The organism is Paraflavitalea devenefica (assembly GCF_011759375.1).
Lineage (GTDB): Bacteria > Bacteroidota > Bacteroidia > Chitinophagales > Chitinophagaceae > Paraflavitalea > Paraflavitalea devenefica.
Genome location: NZ_JAARML010000002.1, coordinates 2011511 through 2027131, shown reverse-complemented (window position 1 = coordinate 2027131; position 15621 = coordinate 2011511). Strand labels below are relative to the sequence as shown.

Genomic DNA, 15621 nt, shown 5'->3' with positions numbered 1-15621 from the left:
TATCACAAAAACTAACAATTGTTCGCATCAGTTCCCCAACCTGGAACTTCTGCCTGCGGAAAGCTTCAGCCACAATGGAATGACAAAGATCATCTGACCTGCGCACAACAGCCATGGCGCTCCCCAGTTAATCACTAAAAGTATTCGCTCCATGTAACTATCATAGTCATTAAAAAACAAGAAATATACTGTTATACCGAAAGCACTGATAAGGTAAGTAATGATGGTGAATAGTACATGCGCCGTAAAAAAGGCACCGGATACCAAGACACCTCTCCGGATAATGCGCCTGTATAAAATGGAAATCATCAATAGCAAGGCCGGGAAAATGAAATGATACCATGACGGTCCTACATAGATGGTGGTATGCCAGCCCGGAATAACAGAGGTCGCCTCGCGAAAAGTCACAAAAACCAACAGGAAGGCCAGTATGGCGAGTAGAATGAAGATGGTTTGCCTGATGAACATGTATTAAAACGTTTTTTGAGAAGACTATTACAATTTCCCCTCCTTTTCCAGTTGCTTTACGTATTCGTCAAGGCCCTGGGCCAGGGCATCTTTGGCGCTCATGCTGCGGAGGGTTCCTTCGATGAGCTTCCAGTCAATGCGCTTTAGTTTAAGTCCGTTAGCGCGCAGGAAAGGGCGATTACTTTGAAAGACGATTGATCCGTTGCGGCCCGATATGCGGAATTGCTCTATCTGCCGTGTAGCATATATCCGCTCTACGGGATATCGCCTCATGAAGCCCTCAATCCGTGCAGTGATCTCCCCTTTCATAATACTAAATTACTTAGTATTTCGGTAGCTACAAAATCCTTTATTCAACAGCCTCTACCTGCCAATGGAGACTATCGGGAAGTTTAATAACCAAAACAGTTACCTCTTTATACTTTTTATCTCCCTTTAGGATCAATGAAATGGAAGCGCTGCCATAGGTACCACCCGGCCCGGATGACTGCTCCATGCTTCCCATAGGGATAAGGCCAAAGCCGGTCACATGACCTACCTCTGCTTTTACAGCAGGGTCATTTTTCAGAAAAGATCTTGCGGCAACATAGGCATCTGAATTGGGGATAACTGAAATCAGAATTGCCTGTATTAAGAAAACAAAGATGATGAGCCCAATGACCAGCTTTTCACCCAGTACCTTCTTTTGCATGGCCCGTTTTAGCCTGATCCTTTTATACAGGAATCCAATAACCGCCAACAGGAAAAGCGTCCAACCAATTGAGTCACTTTCCCAGAAAAAGTAGATGCCGGTTAGCCGGGCCAGGTAACCATAAACAACGAGAAGGAGCCATGCTGCCAAAAGCGTTTTGGTAAAGGGGTTGAGTTGCTGTAAGAACTTGATCATAAAAAAACCGGTAGCTAATAACTACCGGTTAAATATAAGTCGTTTACCTGGTTCTACAAACAGTGGGTATTTGCGGGCGTTACGGCAACTGGTATTGCTTAAAGAAGTCCCACAGGAGGTTATTGGCATTGATGGCCTGGGAAGGGGTATCGCCATTGGCGCTACCCGGTAAACCACCCGGCCAGGCATGTCCGCCATCCTGCGTTAAATAGTAATGTATGGCGGTATTGTTGCTGCAATTGGTCCAGCGGGTGAATTTATAGCTGCTGTTGTTGACGACCACCTGGGCAGTGGTGGTGCAGGTGTTTTTGGATGACCACACGTTGAACACAGAATCCAATGGCGGCGCATAAACGCCGGAGATACCATTGCCGGTTCCTCCTGTGTAAGGAATGTGCTCATCCAATACCGAATGCATGTGCAATACCGGTACTGCACGGGCAGGATTGCAAGGCTGTGTTACCACCATGGTACAACCATTGGGCGCTATGGCGGCAATTTTATTGGATGCCTCACAGGCAAGCCGGTAACTCATCATACCACCATTACTATGCCCGGTGGCGTATACTTTTTTGGCGTTGATCTTATAATCTGCCACCAGCTTATCAATGAGCGTGGTGATGAATTTTACATCATTGATGTTGTTCTCCACGGCAAAAGCGCAGCAGGTACCGGCATTCCAGGTACGGACACCCAATGCACCGGTGCTTTTTACGCCTTCGGGATACACGACGATGAAGTTCTCTGCATTGGCTTTTTGCGTCAGCAATGAAGAGGTTTCAAACTGGGTGGCCGATCCGCCCCCGCCATGCATGGCAATGACCAGTGAAAAACCGGCACCTTCATAATACCCCGGCGGCAGGTTGAGTAAATAGGTGCGCGCCTGCCCATCTATGCTGATGGAACCTTCTACCCGGTATATTTTTTCGGCCGGATCATCGTCTTCTTTTTTACCACAGCCGGAGGATAAAGCTGCAACGCCTGTTATCAGCAAGAAACAGATTAAGCCATTTTTCATAAATAGTTGGTTAAGCCAGTGCATTTTACGCCCTGATGATGGCAATAAGAACGCGGGAGGCATGCCTATAGTATGCTGTAAGACCTGTTTACAGGCAGGAAGTTTAACTTCCTGACCCGTTCAGCAGGATAAATAGCCCAATTTTTATTGCTAACTTATTTAGTATTCGTATTTTTATGGGTAGTTTTCATTATCAAAAAAATGATGGTATGGAATCCACTGCTGACGTATTTGAAGTTATCTTCAATGAGAAGAAGATACCGGTAAAGGAAGTGACCATGGCCGGAAGGCCGCTATTCCTGGTAGGTATGGATGCCGGCAAGCCGCTGGTGATCACACAGGCTACCAGCAACGAAGGCCAGTTGTTCTGGACCTCGATACCGGAGGGACAACAGGCGCTGGCGGTTTCTATTGGCAAACTGATTGATGCACACTTCAGAAAAACGAATTAATATGTGTTATTACAATGGCGTACGGGTTACCAGGGCTGAGCATATCAGGCTGCTGCAACTGGAGAAGCTGATTGCCGATTATGATTTCCTGGGCAATCCCCTGCATATTGGGTTTGATTATTCCAGTCACCCAGTACTGAAAAAGAAAGAAGGCGAAGCCAATTTCGATATTGTACAAATGGAATGGGGCTTTATTCCCGGCTACCAGAAGACCCGGGAATCTGTAGGCAAGATGCGCTTTGGCTATAAAGATGAAAGCGGGCAGTTCCATCCGCCGATCACTACGTTGAATGCCATCTCAGAAGAGCTGTTATTGCCGCGGAAGATCTACCGGCAGGCGGCACTCTCCCGTCGCTGCCTGGTGTTGTCCACCGGCTTTTTTGAGTGGCGGCATGTATTTCCTGTAAGCAAGAAAACAGGCAAGCCGGTGAAGACGGCTGTTAAGTATCCTTATCATATTACGGTAAAGGACAAGGAATATTTTTATATGGCCGGTGTATGGCAGCCCTGGACCGATCAAAGCACCGGTGAGTATGTAGAGAGCTTTGCCATTATTACTACGGCCGCCAATGGCCTGATGGAACAAGTGCACAACAGCAAGAAACGAATGCCCACGATATTAACGGATGAACTGGCGTATGAATGGCTGCTGGGCTCTCCTACAGAAGAGCGCATTACTGAAATAGCGCGGTTCCAATACCCGGCTGCTGGCATGGAAGCCTGCAGCATTGCCAAAGACTTCCGGGAAGCACTGGAACCGGCAGCACCGTTTACGTATGAGGACTTGTCGGCGCTTTCTGTAGCGGTGTGAAGGCAAGCTGCGAGCTGCGAGCATCCTTCGACAGGCTCAGGATGACATTGTTGAAGCCATTCCCCGGGCGCGCGCTATGAACTGCTCTCCATACTGGTGTTTGATGCTGTCTATGGCCTGGTAAAGCTGTACCATGTGCTGTGTATCTTCAAACATATTGATCTGGTCATTGCCGGGCACCAGTTGGGTAAACCGAATGCCCAGTAAGCGCACCAGCATACGGCGCTCATATAATTTGTCGAACAATTCCCGCACTACTTTAATGAGCTTGTGATCGGCGCCGGTAAAAGGAATGGTCTTTTGCCGAGTAACAGTATCGAAGTTGGAATACCGCAGCTTAACAGTGACACAGCCTGTGAGCTTATTTTCCTCCCTTAGCTGGAAAGCTATTTTCTCCGTCATGCGTACCAATTGGGCATGCAGGAAATCAATGTCAATGGTATCCTGCTGAAAGGTATTTTCGGTGGAGATGGACTTTTGCTCATGATACGGCACCACCGGCGTTTCATCGAGCCCCTGGGCCTTGCGCCAGAGTGAGAGACCATTTTTGCCCAGGAGATTGGAGAGCATTTCCATGGGTATTTCACTGAGCACTTTGATGGTTTCCACGCCCATCTTGAGGAGCAGGAAAGCCGTTTCCTTACCAACGCCGGGCATTTTGGCTATACTAAGCGGCGCGAGGAAATTTTTCTCCTGCCCCCAGGCTACCCACATTTCTGCATTAGGTTTTCCTTCATTGGTAGCCACTTTACTGATGAGCTTATTACCGGCCAGCGCATACGAGATGGGCAGGCCACTTTCTTTGACGACTTTCTTTTTGAGGTCGGCAGTGAACAACTGGCTGCCGAAGTATTTGTCCATCCCGGTGAGGTCTACATAAAATTCATCAATAGATGCTTTTTCAAACAAGGGCACTGAATCGGCTATGACGTCGGTCACCAGCCGGGAGTATTTACTGTAAGATTCCATATCACCCTGGCGTATGATGGCCTGCGGGCATAAGCGCCGCGCCAGCTTCATGGGCATGGCCGAATGGATACCAAACTTCCGGGCTTCGTAGCTGCAGGAAGCCACTACCCCACGGTCGCTGCTGCCGCCAATGATAACGGGCTTTCCTTTGAGGCGATCATCTTTGAGGCATTCTACCGATACGTAAAAGGTATCCAGGTCAAAATGGGCGATATGTCTTTGTGTGGTAAGGATCATATTGATTACAGGTTTGCATAGGTTCTTTCTTTGTACCCGATCTTTTCCATGAAGGATACTTCCACGCTGTGGAAGCCGAAGTCTTCTACTACTTTTCCGCGGACATGGTAGAATCCTTTTCCCTTCAGCGGATATTGTTTGTATGATGGTGGAAAGTGCACCGTATCCACCCAATCCATCTGTTCATCGAGGAAGGCGCCGAATGCCATGACGGTCCCATTGGCCGTAGGCACTACTTTATAGTCTATGAAGTAGAGCAGCATGCTTACGGATTTGCCCAGGTGCTTTGGCAATTCCTTGGCGGGCAGGCGCGGGAACGACTGCTCCTGCATGAGCTCAAAAGGACTACGGAAAGGGAAGCCCAGTATTTCTATTTCATCATACATATCATCAATGGGATGATCGTGCAGATCGGGCAGCTTAAAGGCCACCGGCCTTTCTTTGAAAAGCGTATGCGTTGTCACGGGTGCATGCTGCCGCTTTTGCAGGAAGTTGGACTCCCACAGCAGTTGTTTTTTCGACTTGCCGGTAAACCGTAAAGCGCCTGCCGATATAAGGATGTTCAACTGCTCCGGGTGAAGGGCTGTTCTTTCTATGAAATCCTGCAGGTGCAGGAAATGGCCGTTGCGCTCCCGCTCGGTAAGGATGGTTTTGACAGTCGACTTTTCGAGACTATTGAGGTGTACAAAACCAGTGTACACGTCGCGGCCTTTGAGGGTAGTGTAGTAATGGCTGTGGTTGATGCAGGGCAGGTGCGGTATGCCGCCCGCCTTGCGCAGCTCAATGAAGTACAGTTCGGTACTGTAGAAGCCACCAAAGTTGTTGATGACGCCTACCATGAACTCGATGGGAAAGTAGGTTTTGAGGTAGAGGTCCTGGAAGCTTTCCACGGCATAGCTGGCAGAGTGTGCTTTACAAAAGCTATAGCCGGCAAAGGATTCCATCTGCCGCCATACTTCGGCCGTGAGCTCCGGCGTATGGCCTTTTTCGGTACAGTTGTTGAAGAACTGATCTTTGAGCATGGCAAAGTGATCCACGCCGCGCGATTTGCCGCTCATGGCCCTGCGCAGGCTGTCGGCCGCCGCCATGGGGAGGCCACCAAAGTAGTGCCCTACTTTCATGACATCTTCCTGGAATACCATGACGCCATAGGTTTCGCTGAGTATCTGCTCCATGATCGGGTGCAGGTACTCTGTAGTATGCGGCGCGAGGTGCCGCGATATGTATTGCCGCATCATGCCACTGCTGGCCACACCGGGGCGTATGATAGAACTGGCCACTACCAGCACAGGGTAGTTATCGCACCGGAGTTTGCTGAGCAACTGGCGCATGGCCGGACTTTCTATGTAAAAGCAACCTACGGTATGAACTTGTTGCAACTGCTCCCTTACCCGCGGATCTTTTTTGAATTTCTCCACTTCATCAATGTGTATGCGGATGCCCTGGTTTTCCTGCACCAGGCGGATGGTTTCTTTGATATGGCCCAGGCCGCGCTGGCTGAGCACATCCAGTTTATCGAGCCCGATCTCTTCGGCCACGTACATGTCAATTTGCGTGGTGGAAAAACCTTTGGGCGGATAGAAGGTGGCTGTCCAGGCATGGATGGGCTTTTCGCTGATGAGCATGCCGCCCACATGCACACTGATGTGATTGGGAAAGTTGTGGATGAAGGGGCTGTAATAAAGTATTTTCCATACAATGTGATCTATGATGCCGAAGGCGAGCGGCGATTGCTGCAATGCCATAGTTTCTTCCTCCGTAAGCTGGTATTTGCGGCCCAGCCGGGCAATGATGGCCGCATAGTTTACCGGCTTATTGTTGTGCTGGTACCAGGCTACGCCTTTGTGGTAATCATCTATACCGGCAGGGCGTGCGCCTAGTTTTTTCCAGGCCGTAAAGGCAGGCGCTGTTACAAAGGGCAGCCTGGAGAGGCCATGGATCTCTGCTTCGGGCAGGCCAAATACTTTTGCCAGCTCCCGCACTACAGCCCGCTGCTGGAAGGTGACATAAGAACCCATGAGGGCCACATATTTTTCACCATAGCGCTTGAAGATGTAGTCCATGATCTCATCGCGCTCCAGCCAGGAGAAGTCGATGTCAAAATCGGGTGGTGATGTTCTTTCCGGGTTGAGGAAGCGTTCAAAATAGAGGTTGAGCTCCAGTGGATCAACATCTGTTATTTTGAGGCAGTAGGCCACGATGCTGTTGGCCCCACTCCCCCGCCCTACGTGGTAAAAGCCCCTGCTTTTGGCATAACGAATAATATCCCAGGTGATGAGGAAGTAGGCGGTGAAGCCCAGGTTGTTGATGATGTTGAGTTCCTTTTGCAGTCGTTCGGCTGCTGCAGTATTATTGCTATAGCGTTGCTGCAGACCATCGAGGGCCAGTTTGCGCAGCAATATGGAGTCATCTTCTTTGCTGATGGTGAAGTATTGTTTGTTTTTACGGGTATTGGCATCCTCTTCCAGGTTGCAGGTATCAATGAGCCGCAGGGTATTGGTGACAACCCAGGGCATGGCGCGGAAAGCCTGCAGTATTTGTTCCTGCGGCATGAAGGATTCATTACTGCCGCATACAGCACCGGGCGGCAGCTTTGACTCCACCACGTTGTGGTCCATCGCCCGTAGGAGGCGGTGTACATAATAATGATCTTCCGACTGGAAGGTAACCGGCTGACGGATGATATATTTATGCCTGTGCTCAGGTGGTATGTTGTACAATTTGTTGGCTTCAGCGGGCTGCACACCGATGAACTGATGTTTTAATAAGGAGGGTACTTCCCTGGCGCCCAGCGGATAGATGACATAGCCATCGCTACTGTCGTCAAAAAAAGCAGTGGTGGCGGTGGGCGACGGAAAGGGCTTGTTGTTTTTTAAGTGTGTGGATATAAATGTATTGATCCATTCAAAGCCATGGTTGTTAGCTGCCAGCAATATGTATTGTAATGCATCGCCATTGCGGACCTCCACGCCGGGAATAGGCCTGATGCCTGCCTTGCGGCATTCTTTTATGAAAGGCCACATATCGGCTGTGTTGTTGATATTGGTGAGGGCCAGGGCTGCCACGCCTTTATTAATGCCTTCCTGCACGAGTTCTTCGGTGCTGAAGGTGCCGTATTTGAAGCTGTAGTATGTTTTACAATTAAGATACATGTGCTGCCGGTTGCTGTGGCAATAGGATTCCTGCAGCAGGTGGCTTTGCCCTATGGACAAAGCGCTGCCGGTACAGGATATTGCCTGTGTTTTTAATAGCCTACCTTATGGGTGCTTATTCATTGCGTGCTGATGCAGTATTATAACGGGTAGTGGTACACTAATGCATCAATGTGATTACAATGTAAAATTACTAAAATAATTAGCCAAAAATACCCTGAAGCAGCAGAGGTAATATTCAACGCACCTATGCGATATGATTTCAATTCACTAAAGTGAGGAATGCAAAACTTATGAAAGAGCCTGACACTACAGGCTTTAGATAATATTGCTTTTACAATTGTTAAAAACAAGCACTAACAACGATAGTTACACTCCGTATCTAATAAAGTATACATTCGTCCTAACTAAGTATCTTCTGTATTTTCTAAAATAACAACCTATATCTATGAAAGTACTGGCATGGTTAAAGAAAGTACATTTTGTATTTAAAAAAGTACAAATCTATTAGATTAGTATAGATATAATTTGTAGTTTCGAGAGTCTAATAATAATACTATGGTTATACTAACAATACAAAGCGACTTTGAAGGCCTTTAAAAAGTGCCACTGAAAATAATAAACTAAAAAAGCATGACTTGAGTCATGCTTTTTTAGTTTATTACTTCTGACATCTATTTGATGTCTTATCATTTTCGCCTGGATGGACGCGCACTAATTTCTTGCATTATCAGTTTAACAATCTCTATATAATGTATGTCAATTAATTCGCTGATTATAAACACCTCCTGCAGCTTAAGCTCCTCAGGTCGATCAATGAGATCTGTCATACGGCTGGTATTTTTTGACAGCTCCCTGGCCATTACGGTTTTGGGTAAATAGTTAAATATTTGCCTGAATTGTGTAATATGTCTGGATTCAATAAGGTGTTTTATTAATCCATAACGCTCGTCCTTACGCATAAAAAATGTAATAAAGTTTATTTACAGACAGATATTCCTTGCTAATCAACCCAAAGCCAGCTTTTGGAAAGACTAACGAAATTGATAAAGATCCTGCAATTACTACCATTGTTGCCTCTCTGCTCGTCTTCTATATATTCCTTTAAGTTGTTATAGTAGGTAAGAAAAGCTGTCCTGAAAGCCTTCTTCAATATAGCTTCATCGATCACCTTATCATATACCAGGAGAGCCAGATTTTCAAAGTAATTTAACACGGCCGTCAACGATTTCCGGTCTTCCAGGTGGGCATCATCTGCCAGTTTTTTCTTAAACTCGCTTAAAACGACCGGATCGTTTAGCTTGCCTTTAAAGGGAGTAACAAATCGTCTTGCCTTCTCTGCATTCATTGCCATATCTGCCTTATACCAATCGGACATTATTTCATAAGTAAGTCTCTTTTTATTATAATTATTCACCTCATCTTCCTTCTCAAATCGCAGCTTATTGATCTGAGCATTGTATTGCAGTGCAATGGCGTTATAAATCAGGCCAATGGTTACACTTCCGAAAGAACACATAGAAATATAGTCGCCTAATTTTATATTTAATGAAAACCTGTGATCGAGGTAACGAACAACAACGATCCCGGCCACAAGCACAACAAGTCCTATCCCTAAAACACTGTAAGAAATTGTAATTCTTCCCCCATGCGGAGATGTCTTTTTAAAAAAGCTAAACATACATGATCGTTATTCATGGTGATTAATAGAAAAGAGAATATTGATGTAATAGCGCCGAGCACCCAGATTAAGGTATTCGCAAAAGGGAGGTTTGAAAAAGGGAAGGCCTAAAGGAGGCCCAAAATAAGCGGAAAGTATGATACAACAAAAGAATAAGATCAAATACTTCCTCAAAGAGGAAAAATTTCAACTAAAGCATATATAAAGATTAAAATACAAAGCTTTTGAATGAGCCCCTGGTATCTATTGTATTAAACAAAGTACGGTTTGTAACAAAGAAAATACTTTCTGTAAAATAACAAGCTGACTTCTTATGTTTAGTTTCGGTAATGCATAAGGATGTACGTTACAAGATAGTCAGGGACTTGATCGAAACCAAGCGCATTACTGAATTTGAACAAATATTTGTGCCTTTGCCCAAATCAGTGCTGGCCCGGGCTTTAAGAAAAAACACAAGTCGTATAGACGATTTAATTGCACATCCCGAAGACCTAAGCTATAAGGAGATAAAAAAAATAAGTTCTCTGATAGAAGTACCCTGCAGTGCCATTATATACTTATTTGACAAGGATTTCTCATAACAATATCAAAGCATTTATCTAAAACAATACAATATTTCACATACTTAGTACCATTAGCCTATCCTTATCATTCATCTGATTTCCTGTGAGCAACCTGATTCGCACATTGGGGAGCCTAAAACCATCCTTCCGGATGGTTTCTTTTACTATATAATTTTCTGATCCCCCCGCTAAAAAAATCCCGTCCCGCTTTCGCGGGACGGGTGTTTTTTTGTTATACCAGCCAACCTTTAGCAAATGCGCTTTACCTGCAAGGGCGTAGTTAGATGGCAGGTGGAACCCATAGGTACCCCTTTCGCCTTCCTTTCGCATGGGTATTACCTGCTATTCGCCTTCCCATTACCTTACTCTCTGTAATGTCTCTATAAGGTCTCTGAAATATCTCTAAAATATCTCTGTAATACATAACTGAAATTATGTATATTTATGCTAACAGGCTGAGAACCTGTGTTAAAAACATTTTCTAATTTCAATATTTTATGTATGGCCAGGAACATATCCAAGCTGATTAAGTTAAAAGGAACCATTTTTGGGGTAACTCTTGTGAACAGTAAGCGTTACGGGCAACATGCCCGTGCTGAAAGGGGGACTTACACTCCTATCACTATTAATAAGACATTTAAAGAGAGTAAAAAGTTGCTGATGCAGTGCAATAAGCAGGCTAAAATTATTTTTTCTGCTTTGCGTGATGAGCATCGTGACGGGGAGTTGTGGAGCAAGCTGCTGTCTATTTTTTTCAAGCAGGCCAAGGCGGGACTGAAGCCGGATGTGGCCATGCTGGCAGGACTGGAATGCGACGAAAAACGAACGCTCAAGGCGCTGGTCAATGAACGATACGAGGTATCGGTAGATCGTGCGGGTAAAAAAATGCACGTAACAGTTACCCTGCAAAAACGTCCGCATTGTGATGATGTGAAACACATTGAAGGATATCACCTGAAGTTGATCGGGCTGTTCCCGAATTTCGGCAAACTTAGTATTAAGAAAGAAGTGGTGCAGAGTGCACTGATCCCGTTGGAGTCGAAGTTGGCGCCAGTTGAGTTTGAGCTACCGGCTCCTTCTGCCAAAGCTCCTTATGTATTGTTGCTGGGGATTGTGGGCATGATGGGTAAAAATGGTGATTCGAGGAGTTTCCAGGGATTGGCAGTGGTGAAGACGGGATAGGACGTATGGAAGAAAGTAAACGACGTAGATAATCAATAGTGAGCTTTTGCTTTGATAGCAGATTTCTCACCCGCATTACCTGCTGAGAAGGCAAGGACGTATGGCGGGTTCGAAATGACAAAGAAGGAGTGTATGGGTTGTACAGGATTATTCATTTCTGTATGTCTCAGGGATTAATCGTAATGGGGAGTTCATCATAATTAACTCCATAAGGTGAAAAATAGGCTTCCCATGTTACCCAGGTATAGCCAGGTGAATGAAAATATATGGTCGCCCAATGTTCGCCTGATGGGTATATCCCCTGATCTACAATCGTACCATAAGCCGATAAGTTATAAAAACCATCCCAGTACCAGGAAATATACTGCCCATTTGGCCATAAGGGCATTACAGTATACGTCACTGTTTGTCCTACCTGTACCACCTCAGGACCGTTCAAGTTTACACTGCACCCGTCGCAATGCTGCGCCCTTGCATCAGGTGTAATGGTGAGTATGATCAACAGAATAGCAATAATTTTTAACAAGCCGGCAAACAACAATTGGATAGAACGAGGTTGGCTTTTTACAACTGCATTCATAATTTTTAAATTAAAAGTGTAAAGGATAAGTGATCATGATCGTACAACCCATACATAATCTGTAACAAGATAACCTAAACGGGCATTTGAAGAAGTGGCGGTATTAGCCTGTTAATGCGCTGATTTAACATGATTTTCCAAGAGGCCCCGCGATGAAATGAGGGCGGCACCTAAAGGCGCCGTGGCCAACGCACAAAACCAAGGCTACAAAGCGGAGGCCTCCCGCTATTGCGGGACAAGCTCTACAGGGCCTGTTCCAGAAGGCAGCGTAAGCTAAGGGCAGCCTCTGCAGATACGAGGCAACTAGAATCCTTAAACGAATTGGTTTGACAGTGTCAAACCAATTCGTTATTATAGTAAGTTATCAATCCACTTTCAGCACTTTCACGGCTTTCTCCGACTGGCCGCTCCTGAGTAATATCCAGTAGGTGCCCGCGGGCAGTTGTTGCAGCGGGATGGTATTGAGGCCATTTTTCAATAGCTGCTGTTGGTGTACCTGCCTGCCCAACAGATCCACTATGCGGAGGGTAACCCGGGCTGACAAACCAGTACCAGCCGTTATTTTGACGAGCAGGTTACGCTGTACCGGGTTGGGATACCACTGCACCAGGTTGCCCTGTAATACTACATCATTGACAGCCGTGGTTACGAAGTTGAAGTTATCGGAAGTATTGCTGCAATTGCTGTTGTCTTTCACCACTACTTTATAGGTACCACTTTGCGTAGTAGTATGTTGGTTGGTGGTAGCGCCCGCAATGAGGGTATTGTTGAAATACCATTGGTACGATGCGTACCCCGTGCCCACACTCATGGTATTGCTACTGGCAGTAATGACGGGCTTCGCCGGTAAAGGCAGTACCGTGGTAATGGCTGCCGTACTGGCATCGGAGGTGCAACCCACCTGCGTTGTTTTTACGGTATAGGATGCTGCCTCTTTCGCAAAGTAATCCTGGCCAGTAGCATCAGTAATAGCTGTGCCATTCTTCAACCATTGGTTGCCGCTGAGCGCCGAAGACTGCAGCTTTATACTATCCCCACTGCAAAAGCTTCCCCCTCCTGCCGGATTGATGACCGGTGCAGGCGGCACGGCATTGACCGTGATGGCCACCGCAGTACTGATAGCTGATGTACAGGTATTTTCAGTTACCTGTACCGTATAGGAACCCGTTTGTGTGGCGGTATATTGCTGGCTTACTGCACCGGTAATGGCTACCCCATTCCTGAACCACTGGTTGCCGGCAGCGGCTGATGACTGTAACACTGTATTTTCACCGGCACAAATGGTGGTATTACCATTGGTTGTTATAACCGGTGTAGCTAATGGTGGTATAATGCCTACAATCACTGTATCGGAATAGTTATGACAACCGGAAGTACTGTTGGTAACCCGCAGGTAGTAACTGCCCGCAGCGGTGGCTGTATAGCTGAGCCCGTTGGCCCCGGCAATGGGCGTATTACCATTGAACCATTGGTTGCTGATCTCCAGCGTAGTGGTAAACTGCACATTGCCGCCTGTACAGAGTAAGGTATCCCTGTCGGGTGTAATCGATGGCTTAACGGGTGTCCACAGGGGGGTAACGATAATGGTATTGGACATATCGGAATAGCAGGCGCCATTGAGCACCCTGAGCGTATAGTTGCCCGCTTTTTTTGCCCAGAAGCTATCGGCCGTAGCGCCGGCAATGGGTTGCGCGTCCAGGAACCATTGTACGTTGGCGCCATTACTGGCCCTGAGCAATACAGAATCGGTCATGCACCGGTCGGTACTGCCTTCTGCCGTGATGGTAACGGGGTTGGCCACCGGCGTACAGGTACTGAAGGTAAAGCCGGGGCAGGTAACGGTATTCGCCGGCATGTTGAGCGGCGTTACTTTCCAGGTATAGTTGATGCCCGAAGATGGCATATAAAAGAGGTAGAAGGTATCGGTGGTATTGTCGAGCGTGGTGGCGCCCGATTGCTCTTTGATCTCTATCTGGTAACCGCTGGCGCCTGCAGCTTTGTTCCAGGTGAAGAGCAGCGGCGCGTCATACTGTACATTGGCGGCGTTATTAGCAGGCTGCAATAATACCGGACAGTCGGGGAAGGTGGTAATGCCCAACTGGTTTTGAAAGTAAGAGAGGGAGCTGCTGTTTGAATTGGCCGTAACGATATCCGTAAGTCCATCGGCATTAAGATCGGCCAGGGCCACACTGCCTGCACCGGTATTGGCGGTATAGTCGGTAGAGGTGGTAAAGGAAATGGTACCGGGCGTACTGTTGTTTTTTAATGCTGCAGCTTTGGAATCGACGAACCAATTGGCAGTAACGATATCCGGCTTGCCATCGGCATTGAGGTCGTTGAGCGCCATACCGCGGGGACTGCTGCTGCTGAGGGGCAGGTCTACCCTTTGGGCAAAGTCAAGGACACCAGCAGTGGTATTCCTGAAAACTGATACGGTATTAGGTGAGTTGTTGGAAGAGATAAGATCAGTCTTTCCATCTCCATCCAGGTCGGCAATGCTTACATCCCAGGGCCATGTGCCGGTGATGTAATCTATTTTGGAATTAAAGGAGATGGCGCCGGCTACGGAGGTGTTTTTTAGAACAGAGAGAAGGCCCGCAGCCTGATAACCTGCTACGGCAATTTCGGGTTTGCCATCGCCATCCAGGTCGCCTACGGCTACCCCTTCGGGATCGGAGGTAGTAGCAAAGTCGACTTTGGGGCTGAAGGTGATGGCGCCGCCGGAAGAAGTATTTCTCAACACAGATACGGTACCGGCACTGGTGTTGGCCACTACAATGTCTGTTTTACCATCGCCATCAATATCACCGGTAGCCAGTTTCCGGCAGCCGGCGCCTGTAGCAAAGCTTTGGGGACTGTCAAAGTCGAGGTTGCCGGCCGTACTCAGGTTTTTGATCACATATACCACACTAAACGTAGGATTGGTGGCAATGAGATCGGGCAAGCCATCTCCGTCTATATCTGCCGCCCGAACGCTGATGGGATTTATTACATTACCAACGGTGGTGGCAGCCGCAAAAGAAACCACTTTATCCTGGGTGGTATTCCTTAATATGTTGAGTTGATCGGAGGCGAACACGGTGGAGATGAGATCTATCCTGCCATCCCTGTCCAGGTCGCAGGCGGTAACATTTGCACCACCCGGCAGGTTGACTGCCGGCTGAAAAGAGGTGGGTGTAAAATCCATGCCGCCACCGGTATAGGTAATGATGAAGGGCCGGGCCGTATAGGCCACCCGGTCATTAACAGTAACCGATATAGGCTGGAAGGTGGCGCCCACCGGAACTACTACTTTGAGGGAGGTAGGCGATGCCGTTACTACAGTAGCCCTGACTGCTCCGAAGTAGACAATGTTTTCATTGGTGAATTGGCCAAAGTTATTGCCGGTAATGGTGACCTGGGTACCGATAGGCCCTGATGCAGGCGTAAAAGAACTGATGACGGGCTGTGAAAATCCAGTATGCACAGTCAATGCCAGTGCAAGCAACAGGAGTAAGGGTTTCATGTGTAGTTAGGTGGTTGAGTATGGTTAACAGGGTTATGGGTGTCTAAGATATAGAAAATTATTAGAAAAAGGTAATGGTTAAGAATTAGCGGTTAGGTTTTAGCGGTTAGTGGTGAG

At 47.1% G+C, this 15621-nt stretch carries 12 protein-coding genes; 3 read left to right on the top strand and 9 right to left on the bottom strand.

Going from position 1 to position 15621, the window contains the following annotated elements:
* Positions 1 to 27 precede the first annotated feature (27 nt).
* The 4 genes from HB364_RS17465 to HB364_RS17450 form a co-directional block, all read right to left on the bottom strand.
* Positions 28 to 468, bottom strand: coding sequence for a hypothetical protein (locus tag HB364_RS17465; protein ID WP_167289498.1), 441 nt, complete (start codon positions 466 to 468; stop codon positions 28 to 30).
* Positions 469 to 495: 27 nt separating this feature from the next.
* A complete protein-coding gene (locus HB364_RS17460) occupies positions 496 to 777 on the bottom strand; it encodes a hypothetical protein (protein ID WP_167289497.1) in 282 nt (93 codons plus the stop codon).
* Positions 778 to 817: 40 nt separating this feature from the next.
* A complete protein-coding gene (locus HB364_RS17455) occupies positions 818 to 1354 on the bottom strand; it encodes a hypothetical protein (protein WP_167289496.1) in 537 nt (178 codons plus the stop codon).
* 79 nt (positions 1355 to 1433) lie between these two features.
* The gene (locus HB364_RS17450; protein WP_167289495.1) at positions 1434 to 2372 is read right to left on the bottom strand and encodes an alpha/beta hydrolase family esterase; all 939 of its coding nucleotides are present in this window, start codon (positions 2370 to 2372) and stop codon (positions 1434 to 1436) included.
* A 209-nt stretch (positions 2373 to 2581) separates the two neighbouring features.
* Between HB364_RS17450 and HB364_RS17445 the strand changes: the two genes are divergently transcribed.
* Both HB364_RS17445 and HB364_RS17440 read left to right on the top strand, forming a co-directional pair.
* The gene (locus HB364_RS17445) at positions 2582 to 2824 is read left to right on the top strand and encodes a hypothetical protein (RefSeq protein ID WP_167289494.1); all 243 of its coding nucleotides are present in this window, start codon (positions 2582 to 2584) and stop codon (positions 2822 to 2824) included.
* Between the two features lies 1 nt (position 2825).
* Positions 2826 to 3635, top strand: a complete 810-nt coding sequence (locus HB364_RS17440) for an SOS response-associated peptidase (RefSeq protein WP_167289493.1) — start codon at positions 2826 to 2828, stop codon at positions 3633 to 3635.
* Between the two features lie 36 nt (positions 3636 to 3671).
* Here the strand turns inward: HB364_RS17440 and dinB are convergent, their stop codons facing one another.
* From dinB to HB364_RS17425, 3 genes are all read right to left on the bottom strand, one after another.
* The gene (gene dinB, locus HB364_RS17435) at positions 3672 to 4841 is read right to left on the bottom strand and encodes a DNA polymerase IV (RefSeq protein WP_167289492.1); all 1170 of its coding nucleotides are present in this window, start codon (positions 4839 to 4841) and stop codon (positions 3672 to 3674) included.
* Positions 4842 to 4846: 5 nt separating this feature from the next.
* The gene (locus HB364_RS17430; RefSeq protein ID WP_167289491.1) at positions 4847 to 7993 is read right to left on the bottom strand and encodes a DNA polymerase III subunit alpha; all 3147 of its coding nucleotides are present in this window, start codon (positions 7991 to 7993) and stop codon (positions 4847 to 4849) included.
* A 1003-nt stretch (positions 7994 to 8996) separates the two neighbouring features.
* Positions 8997 to 9674 (bottom strand): DUF4760 domain-containing protein, encoded by a 678-nt coding sequence (locus HB364_RS17425; protein ID WP_167289490.1) that lies wholly within the window; start codon positions 9672 to 9674, stop codon positions 8997 to 8999.
* A 1064-nt stretch (positions 9675 to 10738) separates the two neighbouring features.
* Between HB364_RS17425 and HB364_RS17420 the strand changes: the two genes are divergently transcribed.
* Positions 10739 to 11419 (top strand): hypothetical protein, encoded by a 681-nt coding sequence (locus HB364_RS17420; RefSeq protein ID WP_167289489.1) that lies wholly within the window; start codon positions 10739 to 10741, stop codon positions 11417 to 11419.
* A 166-nt stretch (positions 11420 to 11585) separates the two neighbouring features.
* On the opposite strand, the gene HB364_RS17415 is transcribed toward HB364_RS17420, so the two are convergent.
* Together HB364_RS17415 and HB364_RS17410 are read right to left on the bottom strand one after the other, a co-directional pair.
* Entirely contained in the window at positions 11586 to 11999 is a 414-nt protein-coding gene (locus HB364_RS17415) for a hypothetical protein (RefSeq protein WP_167289488.1), read from the bottom strand.
* Between the two features lie 364 nt (positions 12000 to 12363).
* A complete protein-coding gene (locus HB364_RS17410) occupies positions 12364 to 15504 on the bottom strand; it encodes an FG-GAP-like repeat-containing protein (RefSeq protein WP_167289487.1) in 3141 nt (1046 codons plus the stop codon).
* Between the last annotated feature and the right edge of the window lie 117 nt (positions 15505 to 15621).

Coding starts and splice junctions, on each gene's coding strand:
- HB364_RS17465 (WP_167289498.1), bottom strand. CDS start 468: ATGTTCATCAGGCAAACCATCTTCATTCTACTCGCCATACTGGCCTTC.
- HB364_RS17460 (WP_167289497.1), bottom strand. CDS start 777: ATGAAAGGGGAGATCACTGCACGGATTGAGGGCTTCATGAGGCGATAT.
- HB364_RS17455 (WP_167289496.1), bottom strand. CDS start 1,354: ATGATCAAGTTCTTACAGCAACTCAACCCCTTTACCAAAACGCTTTTG.
- HB364_RS17450 (WP_167289495.1), bottom strand. CDS start 2,372: ATGAAAAATGGCTTAATCTGTTTCTTGCTGATAACAGGCGTTGCAGCT.
- HB364_RS17445 (WP_167289494.1), top strand. CDS start 2,582: ATGGAATCCACTGCTGACGTATTTGAAGTTATCTTCAATGAGAAGAAG.
- HB364_RS17440 (WP_167289493.1), top strand. CDS start 2,826: ATGTGTTATTACAATGGCGTACGGGTTACCAGGGCTGAGCATATCAGG.
- dinB (WP_167289492.1), bottom strand. CDS start 4,841: ATGATCCTTACCACACAAAGACATATCGCCCATTTTGACCTGGATACC.
- HB364_RS17430 (WP_167289491.1), bottom strand. CDS start 7,993: ATGTATCTTAATTGTAAAACATACTACAGCTTCAAATACGGCACCTTC.
- HB364_RS17425 (WP_167289490.1), bottom strand. CDS start 9,674: ATGTTTAGCTTTTTTAAAAAGACATCTCCGCATGGGGGAAGAATTACA.
- HB364_RS17420 (WP_167289489.1), top strand. CDS start 10,739: ATGGCCAGGAACATATCCAAGCTGATTAAGTTAAAAGGAACCATTTTT.
- HB364_RS17415 (WP_167289488.1), bottom strand. CDS start 11,999: ATGAATGCAGTTGTAAAAAGCCAACCTCGTTCTATCCAATTGTTGTTT.
- HB364_RS17410 (WP_167289487.1), bottom strand. CDS start 15,504: ATGAAACCCTTACTCCTGTTGCTTGCACTGGCATTGACTGTGCATACT.